This is a genomic window from Paenibacillus ginsengarvi (assembly GCF_003626695.1).
Classification (GTDB): Bacteria; Bacillota; Bacilli; order Paenibacillales; family NBRC-103111; genus Paenibacillus_AB; species Paenibacillus_AB ginsengarvi.
In genome coordinates, this window is the sequence record NZ_RBAH01000005.1 from 311,039 (window position 1) to 324,096 (window position 13,058).

A 13,058-nucleotide genomic window follows, 5' to 3' on the forward strand; every position below is an offset into this window, starting at 1 on the left:
GTTGATTACGATCAGCTTGTGCATGATTGTGAAAAATGAAGCGGAGGTGCTCGCCCGCTGCCTCGATTCGGTTCGCGGAATCGCCGACGAAATCGTCATCGTCGATACGGGCTCGACGGACGAGACGAAGAATATTGCCGCCGCTTACACCGACCGTATCTACGATTTCGAATGGATCGACGATTTTGCCGCAGCCCGCAATTTCGCCTTTTCCAAAGCGAACGAGTTGTTTATTATGTGGCTTGATGCGGACGATGTGCTCGAGGAGACCGACCGGGAGAAGCTGAAACGGCTGAAGGAGACGCTTGACCCGGACACCGACAGCGTTATGATGCATTACCATCTCGGCTTTAACGCTAAGGGCGAGGTGACAAGCAGCCTGCGGCGCAACAGGCTGGTGAGGCGCGAACGCGGTTTTCGCTGGGTGGGACCGGTCCATGAACTGCTCGAGGTCAGCGGCAAAACGGTATACAGCGACATTGCCGTAACGCATAAAAAGGAAAGAAAACATACCGACCGGAACTTGCGCATTTACCGCAAACGGGCGGAGCGCGGCGAATCGTTTAATCCGCGGGATCTGTACTATTTCGCGAATGAATGGAAGGACAACGGCTATTATGCGGAGGCGGTGGACTATTACGAGCGCTTCCTGGCCACGAAGTTGGGCTGGAGCGAGGATAACTACGCCGCCTGCCTTAAGCTGGCCGATTGCTATGTCCGTCTGAACGATCGCCGCATGCAGGGGAGGTCGCTGCTCCGGTCATTCGGCTATGGCAGGATGCGTGCGGAATCGTGCTGCCGAATGGGCGCCTACTTCATGGAGAAGGGCCGGCTGGAGCAGGCGGTTTTCTGGTATAAGGCGGCTACCCGGCTCGGCAGCCCGGACGGCATTACAAGCGCTGTCGAGCACGAGGCGTGGACGTGGCTACCGCATCTTCAGCTCTGCGTATGCTACGACCGGCTCGGACAACTGTCTGCAGCACAGGAGCATAACGAGATTGCCTCCTCGTACGTGCCGGATCATCCGAGCGTTCTGCGCAACCGCGCTTATTTCGACGGACTGGCGAAACGGGATATTGTCATGGGCAAGGGGGAATCGACGTGAGAAAAAAACGAGTGCTTGTGGCGAGTCCCATACACCAGCGCCCGAACATTCTGAGGCCGTTTCTCGAATCGCTTGCGGAGCTGGAGCAGAATACTGCGAAAGTGGGCTATTTGTTTATGGACGACAACGACGACTCGGCTGCCAGCGAGCTGCTGCGTCAGTTTCAAGCGAGACATCCCGCAGCGGTTGTAGCGAAGACGGATCGCGCAACGTCGGCAGCCTATACGAAGGATGAGTATACGCATCATTGGAAGGAAGAGCTGGTCTGGAAAGTGGCCGGCATGAAAGACGAGATGCTGCGGTACGCGCTAAAGAACGGTTATGATTACGTGTTCTTGATCGATTCTGATCTGGTTGTTCATTCCCGCACGCTAGAGCAATTGATTGAAGCGGACAAAGATATCGTTTCGTCGATTTTTTGGACGAAATGGCAGCCGAATACGATGGAAATGCCGCAAGTATGGATGCAGGACGAGTATTCGATGGTAACGAAGCGCCGGAATGAAAGCTTGTCCGAGGAGGAGAAGTCGGCGCGTTTGACGGCGTTTTTCAATCGGCTGCGCGTGCCGGGCGTTTACGAGGTCGGAGGTCTTGGCGCCTGCACCCTTATTAGCCGCAAGGCGATCCGGGCCGGAGTCCGTTTTGCCGAAATCGACAACTTGTCGTTCTGGGGAGAGGACCGGCATTTTTGCATACGGGCCCGGGCGCTTGGGTTCGGTTTGTATGTGGATACGCATTATCCGGCTTATCATATATACCGGGAGTCGGATCTTGCCGGCGTAGCTGCGTACAGGCGCATCTCCGGAGCGAAGGATCGGGAGCCGACGGGTATTACGATCAGCGTATGTTTGATCGTGAGGAACGAGGAAGAAGCGCTGCCGGGATGCTTGAGCGCCGTGCGAGACATTGCCGATGAGATCGTCATCGTGGACACGGGTTCGACGGACCGCACAAAAGAGATCGCCTATGCGTACACGGATCGTGTATTCGATTTCGAATGGATCGACGACTTCGCAGCAGCCCGGAACTACGCTTTCTCCAAAGCGACGAAACAGTATGTGCTGTGGCTGGACGCCGACGATACGATCAAAGAGCGGGATATCCTGCTTCTTGCGGAACTGAAGATTACGCTGGACCCGGCCGTCGACAGCGTATCGATGCATTACCATCTGGCGTTCGATCAGGATGGCAACGTAACCCAAAGCTTGCGGCGCAACAGGCTTGTGAAGCGCGAGAGGCGGTTCAGATGGATCGGTGCCGTACACGAGTATTTGGAGGTCAGCGGCAACCTGTTCCACAGCGACATCGCCATTACGCATAACAAAAATAAAACATACACGGACCGCAACCTGCAAATATACCGCAAGCGGAAGCAAAAAGGAGAAGCATTCTCCGCTCGGGATATGTACTATTACGCCAACGAGCTGCGCGACCACGCCTATTATGAAGAAGCCGCCGAGCAGTACGAGACGTTCCTCGCCTCTTCCCTCGGCTGGGTTGAAGATCATATTGCAGCTTCGCTCAAGCTCGCCGACTGCTACGGTCATCTGTACGAGCGGGAAAAACAGCTTGCTGCGCTGCTCGGCTCGTTCGAATACGATCTGCCCCGGGCCGAATGCTGCTGTCGGTTAGGTGCGCTGTTTTTGGAACGGGGAGAGCTGGAGCAGGCGGTGTATTGGTATGAACTGGCTACCATGCTGGAGCTTCGGGACGGTATGATGGGCTCTGTGGATCATGTGGCATGGACTTGGCTGCCGCATTTGCAGCTTTGCGTCTGTTTTGACCGTTTGGGTCGGCGCGAGAAGGCGAAGCATCATAACGACATTGCGTTGTCGATGAACCCTACACACCCCAGCATACTGCACAATCGAAGTTATTTTGAGCGGCTGATGAGCTCCGGCAAGTGACAAAGCGTGGAAAGACCGGTTAACGGCCGCCGTTTGCCGGCGTTTTCGCGCGATTTGCAAGCTACTCTAGCAAATGACGTACTCTATCTGAATGCGCGATTCTGTCGTGGGCTTCCACATATTTTGCAACCGTTTGATAGTAGCCCGATCTCCGGCGAACTTTCTGCATATGATGGTACATGCTTTCGTTCCAATTCTATGAAAACGGAGTGAAAGTAACATCTTATAGATTGAAGGTGAGACAGGAACCATGTATTACAACAATCTTATTGTGAATGGCGATTTTGAAACAGGCTCGATCAGCCCGTGGCAGACGCTCAATTCGGGCATTACGACAATCGCCAGCCACTCCGGCTTTTATGCGGCATTCCTGCAAGGGGGAGAAGTGGATGCGGTTCTCTCCCAGCTTGTGCCCGTGGATGAAGGGGAGATGCTCCAATTAATGGCATCTCTGGCGACGTCCGGTGCCGGAACGAGCCCGCTTGTGCTCGTTACGATTAGCTATTACGACGATGCTTTTAATTTTATCGGGTTTAGCTCCGTAGAAGAGTTATTCGGCGGCCGTTTGCCAAACGGACTTGAAGGCGACTGGTTGACCGTATATCCGGTTGTAACCGTACCTGCCGGCGCTACACAGGGGTTGCTCGTCTTTAATAAAATCTCGGAGCCGGGTACGGCGGATGTGTTGATCGATAATGTTCAACTGACCCTCATACCGTACGAGGGCATCGGATTGACCGGAACGACAGGAACAACCGGTGCGACAGGAGATCCAGGAGCAACGGGAGCGACGGGTGCAACCGGAGATCCAGGAGCAACAGGAGCAACCGGTGCGACAGGAGATCCAGGAGCAGCGGGAGCGACAGGGGCAACAGGAGATCCAGGAGCAACGGGAGCGACAGGTGCAACCGGAGATCCAGGAGCAACAGGAGATCCAGGAGCAACAGGAGCAACGGGAGCAACCGGAGATCCAGGAGCAACCGGAGCAACCGGAGATCAAGGGGCAACGGGAGTAACCGGGGCGACAGGTGATCCAGGAGCAACGGGAGCAACTGGGGCAACAGGAGATCCAGGAGCAACGGGAGCAACTGGGGCGACAGGAGATCCAGGAGCAACGGGAGCAACTGGGGCGACAGGAGATCCAGGAGCAACGGGAGCAACTGGGGCGACAGGAGATCCAGGGGCAACGGGAGTAACCGGTGCGACAGGAGCAACGGGAGCAACGGGAGCAACAGGAGATCCAGGAGCAGCGGGAGCGACAGGAGCAACCGGGGATCCAGGAGCAACGGGAGCAACAGGAGATCCAGGAGCAACGGGAGCAACCGGTGCGACAGGAGATCCAGGAGCAACGGGAGCAACGGGTGCAACAGGAGATCCAGGAGCAACAGGAGCGACCGGTGCAACCGGGGATCCAGGAGCAACGGGAGCAACGGGTGCAACAGGAGATCCAGGAGCAACAGGAACAACCGGTGCGACAGGAGATCCAGGAGCAACGGGAGCAACGGGTGCAACAGGAGATCCAGGAGCAACAGGAACAACCGGTGCGACAGGAGATCCAGGAGCAACGGGAGCAACCGGTGCAACAGGAGATCCAGGAGCAACGGGAGCGACGGGTGCAACAGGAGATCCAGGAGCAACAGGAGCAACCGGTGCGACAGGAGATCCAGGAGCAGCGGGAGCGACAGGTGCAACCGGAGATCCAGGGGCAACGGGAGCGACAGGAGCAACAGGAGATCCAGGAGCAACGGGAGCAACGGGAGCAACCGGTGCGACAGGAGATCCAGGAGCAACGGGAGCAACCGGTGCAACAGGAGATCCAGGGGCAACGGGAGTAACCGGTGCGACAGGAGATCCAGGAGCAACGGGAGCAACCGGTGCGACAGGAGATCCAGGAGCAACGGGAGCGACGGGTGCAACAGGAGATCCAGGAGCAACGGGAGCGACAGGGGCAACCGGGGATACAGGAGCAACGGGTGCAACAGGAGATCCAGGAGCCACGGGAGCAACTGGCTCGGTTGAAAGCGGTATTTATGCAACGGCGCAATCTTCGATCAACGTTGCTCCTGGCGGTACGCCCGTTTCATTTAATACGATCGCGACAGGTCAACAATTCGGGACTGCCATAACGCAAAGTTCAGCAACTACGTTTACAATTAGCGAAACGGGTTATTATCGCGTAGCGTTTTCGGTCTACGGCGCCATCAGCTTAATCGGGGCGACAGTCAGCGTGCAATTTACACCGAGCGGGGCTATTGTCCCGAATATAGCGGGTACTACGATATCTCCGACTTTCTCTGTTTTCGGTGCGCTTGCAGTGGTTGGGCTACCCCTTACGGCAGAAATTCTATTCGAAGTTGTAACCGCCCCGGTACAAGTTCAGCTTATTTTGTCTGGGCTGGCAAGTGTTGCGGTATCCTTGGAGAACAGCTACATCGAGTTTGAGAAGCTGCATAATTAATAATTTCCGACTCATGCAGTCCAGACGGCAACAGCCGCTGGACTGCTTTTTTTGCCAGTAGCAGAAACAACATCAAATCCCCCAGCGGATGACAACACCGGCATGGGTGAGTCCCCCGCCAAAACCGTACATCAGAACATGTTGTCCCGGCTTCAGCCGTCCGTTCGCTGCAGCATCCGACAATGCTAGCGGGATCGACGCGGCAGATGTGTTGCCGTAACGGACCATGCTGTACAGCGTCTTTTCAAATGGAAAACGGCTTTTTTCGCATATCGATTCGATCATGCGCAAGTTGGCGCTGTGCGGGACGAACCAGTCGATCGCCTCCATCCCAAGCCCTGCCTTTTGAAGCAAGGCTTCCATTCCTTGCGGCACGGTTTGCACGGCCCATTTATATACGGCAGGACCGTTCTGCACGAGCAGCTTGGAATCGCGCAGCGGCTCGCCGAACATATCGCCGCGAAAGCCGGTGCGATATACATGCCTTCCCCCGGTTCCGTCAGAGCCGGAATGCGCGGCCAGAAACGCCGGCTCCGCCTCGCGACCTTCCACCAATACGGCTCCCGCGCCATCCCCGAACAAAATACAGGTGCTGCGGTCCGTATAATCGGTAATGCGGGACATTAAATCCGCCCCGATGACAAGAACTTTTCGGTGCAAGCCGGCCCGAATCAGGCCGTTAGCCATTTGCAGCGCGTAGACGAAGCCGGCACAAGTTGCATTCAGATCGACGGCGCCGGCCGCTTCAATCCCGAATTTGGCCTGAATCTGGCAAGAGACCGACGGAAACGGATAATCCGGCGTATGCGTAGCGACGAGAATAAGATCGGCGTCCTGGACCGTTACCGGATAACGGGACAGCATATTGTCCACCGCCGCCGCGCAAAGATCGCTCGTATATTCGTCCGGTCCTGCAATTCTCCTTTCGCGGATTCCCGTTCGCTCGACAATCCAGGTATCGTTCGTTTCCACCATGGTCGCCAAGTCGTCGTTGGACAGCACCCGCTCAGGGACATACCCGCCAATTGCCGTAATCGCAGCTTCGATCATAACGGATTCTCCTCCTTTTGTAGGTAGGTTGTATTATTAAGTATTAGTACCTGATACTAATTTTCTTTAACTTCACTTTACTGCTGCTTAGCTCTCTTGTCAATCACCATTATGACCTCTATCGGCGTCCCTTTTTTTCGCGATACGGTGGCGAATAGGCTTATGTTTGCAAAGGCATATTACATTACATGTAGACCTAAGAACATGTCGCAACTTGGGAGGAATGTACGGATGGCAATGCGTCATCGCTATAAACAGCTTTTTCTAATTACAATGGCCCTGCTCGTTCTATTGCTCGGATTTGCCGCCGAGGCCGATGCATTCGGCAAAGGAGCTAAAGGACCGGACGTTTATGCCGTTCAAGGGATGCTGAAGTCGCTTGGCTATTTTACCGGGACGATCACCGGCTATTACGGCTCGGAAACGGAAGCGGCGGTTAAACGGTTTCAGCAAAAATACGGGATGACCGTTACCGGGGCCGTGGACGATAAAACGCTGGAATCGATCCTATGGGCGTATGCAAGCGTTAAAATTCCAAAAAGAAGGCCGGTTCCCGCGCCGGATCGGCTTGAACCGACTCCTCTGCAGCCGGAACCGAAACCGTCGCCGGAACAAGAACCGGCACCTGCTCCGACCCCTGAACAAACCGAGGGCATCAGTCCCGACGAGCAGATGCTGATCGAGCTTGTAAACAAAGCCCGCCAAGCGGCCGGCTTGCTCCCGCTGGCAGCCGATGCGAAGCTGTCGGAGGTGGCGCGTCTGAAAAGCGAGGATATGGCCGAGCATAACTATTTTTCCCACGATTCGCCTACGTACGGCTCACCCTTCGACATGATGGACCATTTCGGCATAACGTACTCCACCGCTGCGGAAAATATAGCCTGCAACGAGTCTGTACAGGCGGCGCACGAAACGCTTATGAAATCCCCAGGACACCGGGACAACATTATGGCCCGCTCCTTTACGCATATTGGTGTAGGCATTGTTGAGGGAGGCAAGTGCGGCAAAATAGTTACCCAGCAGTTTATAGCGCGCTAATAAACGGCCCAGCGATTCGCATCGGGCCATACGCATACCAACAGAGATGGACGAGCATTCTAATGAGTGTTCGGCCTTTTTCTTTTTTTCGATATCCTAAGGACAGGAGCTGAGACATTTGGTTAAACATACGATCCGCTTCGCTCTCCTCGCTTCGATCGTAGCGGTATCTGCATCCGGATGCGCAACTGCCCGTCATGACACTTCGGGAACGAACGGCGGCATCGGGGCAAAAAGCTATCGTTCCTACGGAGATCGGGTGGATATGCGGCTTGGTCTTGATGGCTACCGAGGTGCCGACCCGAATATGATTCGCGACCGGGACAGTCTCCGTAGGGGACTGAACCGCGATAACGGCGTAACCGGCTATGATCAGGATGGAGTCAACCGCTGGAGCGACTACAAGAACATGTCAGGCGCGACGGACGGCAGAACGGCTGACGGATCGACCGCTCAGACGCCAGCGACCCCAACCGCCCCGCAGCAGCCTCGGGTGGAAGCCGCACAATCGATCTCCGATCAGTTGACAGGAATCGATCCGATCAAGACGGCGAATGTGCTGCTCATGGGGAATAACGCTTATGTCGCCGTGTCGACGAAAGACGGCCGGGATATCGATCAGTCTTCCGATGTAAAGTCCAAAGTTACCCAGCAAGTTCAGGCCGCGCGGCCGGATATTAAACATGTTTACGTCTCGGCAAACCCGGATTTCGTAAGCCGAATGAACGGCTACACCCGGGATTTGAATGCCGGCAAGCCGGTTTCCGGTTTTATCGACGAATTTGGGGCGATGGTGCAGCGCCTGTTTCCGACCAAACAGACACCATAGTTATAACAGCAAAAGACAATCCTGCGGCGTCACGCTGCGGGATTGTTTGGCGTATGCCCATTTTTCGGAGGAGCCGCACCAAAGCCGTATCCCGCTCATATCATGGATTTGACTGTATCCCTACACCTTGTAACATATACAAAACCCAAGCAAGGAGGGGTGGCGATATTGAAGGGCAACGACCACAAAAACAAGTTTCTATTGACCAACCGCGAACGCGAAGTCTTTGAACTGCTCGTGCAAGACAAGACTACGAAAGACATCGCTGGGCAACTGTTTATCAGTGAAAAGACCGTGCGCAATCATATCTCGAACGTTATGCAAAAATTAAACGTGAAAGGTCGATCGCAGGCAGTTGTCGAGCTGATCAAGCTTGGGGAATTAAAGATTTGATAGAAAACGGCTTCCTTCCATGACCTTCGTGGGAGGAAGCTTTTTTTGCATCCCTCCTGATGTCTAAGTATGCTACACTTGAAAGAAGCTGTACCAAGCAGAAGACCGATTTATTTGTTAGGGGGAGCGCGGTGAGACCGCCATTTCATATCCGGCCGCTGGAGGCGCATTACAGCGAAGGCGGAACCGGGAACATTCATTTTCATTCCCATACTCATTTCGAGCTGTATTATTTTCATGGCGGCAAAGGCAACTACTTGATCGGCGACAAAATATTCGTACTCGCGCCCGGCGATCTGATCCTGATGCACGGCATGACGCTGCATTGTCCGAATGTGGATAGGACCGTGCCGTATAAGCGGACGATCGTCCATTTCGATCCGGCCTTCGTGAAGCCGTTTACCGAGTCGCCGTTTGCCGCCAATATGCTTCAGCCGTTTTATGAACTGAAAAATTACCGGATGCATCTGGAGGGCGAGCAGCGCGCCGAAGTAGAGGCGATCCTTGCCAAAATGTGCAAAATCTCGCTCGAGACCAGCGGGTTGGCGCGGGACCGGCTCATTGTCGCCTTTCTCGATCTGCTGCTGATCGTAAATGAATGCTGCCAAGCGTCCGATTCGACCTCCTCCTTTCCGTCGGACAAGGAGCGCCACGCGCAGAACATTATCGACTACGTGGAGGAGCATTACCACGAGGATCTGCATCTGGAGCAGCTCGAGGAGACGCTGCATCTGAATAAATATTATTTGTCCAAGCTGTTTAAGGAAGTGACCGGAGCCACGATCTTCGATTATATTTACCACCGGAGAATCAACCAGTCGAAAATTCATTTCGTGCTTGATCGCGATATGACGGTGACCGACGTTTGCTACAAGGTGGGCTTCAAGCATCCATCCCACTTTACGCGTATGTTCAAAAGCCGGGTCGGCTGTACGCCGGAGCAGTTTCGCAAGCGGGCGCTGAACTCTTAGGCTTAGGCCAACGACAGTCAAGCGGGCTTGAACGATTCGGCAATGAGGGTAAAGCCCGCCAAACACTCCTTATGCTACGATGGTGGAAACGATCGTTAAGCGCATTCTGATAAAAGCAGCCAGATGAGGAGTGTTCGTAAATGAAGTTTGCCGTCTTTACGGTTATGCTGCCGGAATACAAGCCGGAGGAAACGGTCGCCCTGCTGAAGAAACACGGCTATGACGGCGTAGAATGGCGAGTTACCGCCATCGATCGCAGCCGTCTGGAGGAGAAGCCTTCGTTCTGGGGGAACAATTTGTGTACGGTCGATGTGGATTCGACGGACGAGCAGCTTGACCGGCTCCGCCGGCTGACTGACGAAGCCGGACTCGGCGTGCCGAATCTCGGCTGCTATTTAAAGGTAGGCGACCTGGCTGCGGTGGAGCGGGACATGCGGATCGCGCAGAAGCTTGGATCGCCGTCCATCCGGATCGCCATGCCTTGGTACAACCGCACCCGCCCGTACGGGGAGCTGTTTGCAGAAGCACGCACCTACATGGAGGGCGTACAGGAGCTGTCCGGTAGGTATGGAGTAAAAGGGCTTGTAGAGATGCATATGAACTTCATCGCTCCGAGCGCAGGCCTGGCAAGAAGGCTTGTGGAAGGCTTCGATCCGCAGCGGATCGGCGTCATTTTCGATCCGGGCAATATGGTATATGAAGGTTTCGAGCAGTACCGGATGGGGCTCGAGGTGCTTGGCGAATATTTGGCCCATGTGCATATCAAAAATGCCGTATGGGAACGCGTGCCGAATCCGGCGGACGCTCTTGCGCCGAAGTGGAGAGCGGTCTCCGCTCCGACGAGCGAAGGGGTCGCCAATTGGGCGCAGGTGATAGCCGATCTGAAAAGCGTCGGTTACGACGGCTGGTTCAGCTTCGAGGACTTCAGCTTGTCGGCCCCGACCGAGGATCTGCTGAAGCATAATTTGGACTATATCAAATCGCTAATTTAAAGGAGCAAACGAACGATGAGCATAGTGCGGATCGGCATTGTCGGAATCGGAAATATGGGCACGTCGCACGCCAGATACATCGCGGCGGGTGAGGTCGCCGGCGCGGAGCTTGCCGCGGTATGCGACATTAGCACGGAGCGGCTGCTGTGGGCGAAGGAGCAGTTCGGCCAGCAATTGCAAACGTTCGAAACGGTGGACGCCATGCTCGACTCGGGCGCGGTGGACGCGATCATGATCTGCAATCTCCACTTCGACCATCCAGGCACGTCGATGAAGGCGTTTGCCCGCGGCATCCATGTGCTGTGCGAGAAGCCGGCCGGCGTATATACGAAGCAGGTACGGGAAATGAACGAGGCGGCGGAGAAAAGCGACGTCAAGTTCGCGATGATGTTCAACCAGCGGACGAATCCGTTATATATCAAGCTGAAGGATCTGATCGCCAGCGGGGAGCTCGGCGAAATCCGGCGTACGAACTGGATCATTACGACCTGGTACCGTACGCAAAGCTATTACGATTCGGGCAATTGGCGGGCGACATGGGCCGGCGAAGGCGGAGGCGTGCTGCTGAACCAATGTCCGCACCAGCTCGACCTGTGGCAGTGGATCGTCGGCATGATGCCGACACGTGTTCGCGCTTTCTGTTCCTTCGGGAAATACCGCGACATCGAGGTGGAGGACGAGGTAACCGCCTACGTGGAATATCCGAACGGAGCGACCGGCGTATTCATCACGACGACAGGTGAGACGCCGGGAACGAACCGGTTCGAAATTACCGGCGATCGCGGCAAAGTGGTCATCGAGGACGGCAAGCTGACGTTTTGGCGACTGCGTGTGTCGGAGCCGGAATTCAACAAAAACGCGAAAACCGGCTTCGGTCAGCCGGAATGCTGGAAGATCGACGTGCCGGTTGCGGCAGGCCCGAATCAGCACAAGGCCGTTACGCAAAACTGGGTCGACGCGATCCGCAAAGGAACGCCTCTCGTCGCTCCGGGACAGGAAGGCATTAACGGCCTGACGCTGTCGAACGCTATGTACTTGTCGGCGTGGACCGACAACTGGGCGGATTTGCCGCTCGACGAGGATCGGTTCCATGAGCTGCTTCAAGAGCGTATCGCCTCTTCGCGATTCAAGAAATAGCAATGGATTAGGGAGCATTTCCTTCTGCGGAGGGAATGCTCCTTTTGCTCTGTCGTCTGCGGCGGCGCGAGCGGGTGCGAAGCTTCTTTGTTCCCGAATAGCTCGGGTGATATAATCGGATGGCAAGCGATAGAGGCGAAGGAAGGAAGTTAACGCGTGATCAAACCCTTTATAGAGCTAAGCGATACGCTTATACAAGTAAAAGTGCCGCTGCCGTTCCCGCTGCGGTGGGTGAACAGTTATGTCGTTCGTTCCCGCGACGGATGGACGCTCATCGATCCCGGCCTGCATACGGCGGAGGCGGAAGAACTATGGAACCGCGCGATGGAGCAGTACGGCCTTTCGGTAGGGGAGCTTCGCAGCATCGTGCTGACGCATCACCATCCCGATCATTACGGACTTACGGGCTGGTTTCAGCAGCAATCGGGAGCGAAGGTGCATATGTCTGCGCTGGGCTGCGAGCAGGCGCGCGCCCTCTGGGGCGAAGGGGAGACGATGAGCGTTACGCTGCTCGAGCTGTTTCGGAGGCACGGCATGGATGAAGGAACACTCGCCCTTATGGCGGACCATATGACCGGATTCGTATCGCAAGTTTCTCCGCAGCCGGATTTGTCGGTCATCGATCCGGGCAACCTATTTCCGATCGGCGATCGTTTGTACCGCCCCATCGTAACGCCGGGCCATGCGGCCGGCCATTTATGCTTTTACGACGAGGAGCGGTCCGAGCTGTTTTGCGGCGACCATGTGCTGCCGCAAATTACGCCGAACGTCGGGTACATTCCCGGATTCGACCGCGACCCGCTGCGCTCCTATATGAACAGCCTGGAGGAAGTAAGCCGACTGAAAGTCGAGACGGCTTATCCCGGCCACCGGGAGCCGTTTCGCACGTTCGGAGCCCGCGCGCTCGAAATTGTCCGCCATCACGAGGAGCGGCTTGCCATCATGGAAGCGTCCCTTGCCGAACCGCAAACATCGTATGCGTTATGCCGGGCGTACTTCGGCGATCGGCTTTCGATCCATCAGCTCCGTTTTGCCTTGTCGGAGACGATTGCGCATCTGATTTATTTACGCGATAGCGAGCGGATTAAGGAGCTGGATCGGGAGGGAACGGTTGCCTACGTCAAATAAATGACGGTTGGCGAATGTCTCCACTTGACGTTAGTAGGTTATTATCATAT

The 13,058-nt window shown here is 55.5% G+C and carries 13 protein-coding genes and 1 pseudogene; 13 read left to right on the top strand and 1 reads right to left on the bottom strand.

Annotation, left to right across the window (positions count from 1 at the left end):
* The first annotated feature begins 1 nt into the window (after position 1).
* The 6 genes and pseudogenes from D7M11_RS09735 (at position 2) to D7M11_RS37305 (ending at position 4,847) form a co-directional block, all read left to right on the top strand.
* Complete coding sequence (locus D7M11_RS09735) at positions 2-1,105, top strand: glycosyltransferase (protein ID WP_120747007.1); 1,104 nt, start codon at positions 2-4, stop codon at positions 1,103-1,105.
* Positions 1,102-3,012 (top strand): glycosyltransferase, encoded by a 1,911-nt coding sequence (locus D7M11_RS09740; RefSeq protein ID WP_120747008.1) that lies wholly within the window; start codon positions 1,102-1,104, stop codon positions 3,010-3,012. The genes D7M11_RS09735 and D7M11_RS09740 overlap by 4 nt, the downstream gene beginning before the upstream one ends.
* A gap of 250 nt (positions 3,013-3,262) precedes the next feature.
* Positions 3,263-3,709: pseudogene (locus D7M11_RS37290) on the top strand (NTTRR-F1 domain); the annotation flags it as partial.
* A 61-nt stretch (positions 3,710-3,770) separates the two neighbouring features.
* The gene (locus tag D7M11_RS37295) at positions 3,771-4,028 is read left to right on the top strand and encodes a hypothetical protein (protein ID WP_240041032.1); all 258 of its coding nucleotides are present in this window, start codon (positions 3,771-3,773) and stop codon (positions 4,026-4,028) included.
* 12 nt (positions 4,029-4,040) lie between these two features.
* A complete protein-coding gene (locus D7M11_RS37300; RefSeq protein WP_240041033.1) occupies positions 4,041-4,208 on the top strand; it encodes a hypothetical protein in 168 nt (55 codons plus the stop codon).
* Positions 4,209-4,211: 3 nt separating this feature from the next.
* Positions 4,212-4,847 (top strand): hypothetical protein, encoded by a 636-nt coding sequence (locus D7M11_RS37305; RefSeq protein ID WP_240041034.1) that lies wholly within the window; start codon positions 4,212-4,214, stop codon positions 4,845-4,847.
* A 695-nt stretch (positions 4,848-5,542) separates the two neighbouring features.
* Here D7M11_RS37305 and D7M11_RS09755 read toward each other — a convergent pair.
* A complete protein-coding gene (locus D7M11_RS09755; RefSeq protein WP_120747009.1) occupies positions 5,543-6,520 on the bottom strand; it encodes a ketoacyl-ACP synthase III in 978 nt (325 codons plus the stop codon).
* 231 nt (positions 6,521-6,751) lie between these two features.
* Here D7M11_RS09755 and D7M11_RS09760 point away from each other — a divergent pair, with 231 nt between their 5' ends.
* From D7M11_RS09760 to D7M11_RS09790, 7 genes are all read left to right on the top strand, one after another.
* A complete protein-coding gene (locus D7M11_RS09760) occupies positions 6,752-7,558 on the top strand; it encodes a peptidoglycan-binding protein (RefSeq protein ID WP_120747010.1) in 807 nt (268 codons plus the stop codon).
* A 118-nt stretch (positions 7,559-7,676) separates the two neighbouring features.
* The gene (locus D7M11_RS09765; protein WP_158606539.1) at positions 7,677-8,387 is read left to right on the top strand and encodes a YhcN/YlaJ family sporulation lipoprotein; all 711 of its coding nucleotides are present in this window, start codon (positions 7,677-7,679) and stop codon (positions 8,385-8,387) included.
* A gap of 168 nt (positions 8,388-8,555) precedes the next feature.
* Positions 8,556-8,780, top strand: coding sequence for a helix-turn-helix domain-containing protein (locus tag D7M11_RS09770; protein WP_138877617.1), 225 nt, complete (start codon positions 8,556-8,558; stop codon positions 8,778-8,780).
* Positions 8,781-8,911: 131 nt separating this feature from the next.
* Positions 8,912-9,751: a helix-turn-helix transcriptional regulator gene (locus tag D7M11_RS09775; protein WP_240041026.1), complete on the top strand. Its 840-nt coding sequence runs from the start codon at positions 8,912-8,914 to the stop codon at positions 9,749-9,751.
* 140 nt (positions 9,752-9,891) lie between these two features.
* Positions 9,892-10,743: a sugar phosphate isomerase/epimerase family protein gene (locus tag D7M11_RS09780; RefSeq protein ID WP_120747013.1), complete on the top strand. Its 852-nt coding sequence runs from the start codon at positions 9,892-9,894 to the stop codon at positions 10,741-10,743.
* Positions 10,744-10,758: 15 nt separating this feature from the next.
* Positions 10,759-11,880 (top strand): Gfo/Idh/MocA family protein, encoded by a 1,122-nt coding sequence (locus D7M11_RS09785; RefSeq protein WP_120747014.1) that lies wholly within the window; start codon positions 10,759-10,761, stop codon positions 11,878-11,880.
* A 156-nt stretch (positions 11,881-12,036) separates the two neighbouring features.
* The gene (locus D7M11_RS09790; protein ID WP_120747015.1) at positions 12,037-13,008 is read left to right on the top strand and encodes an MBL fold metallo-hydrolase; all 972 of its coding nucleotides are present in this window, start codon (positions 12,037-12,039) and stop codon (positions 13,006-13,008) included.
* The last annotated feature ends 50 nt before the right edge of the window (positions 13,009-13,058 follow it).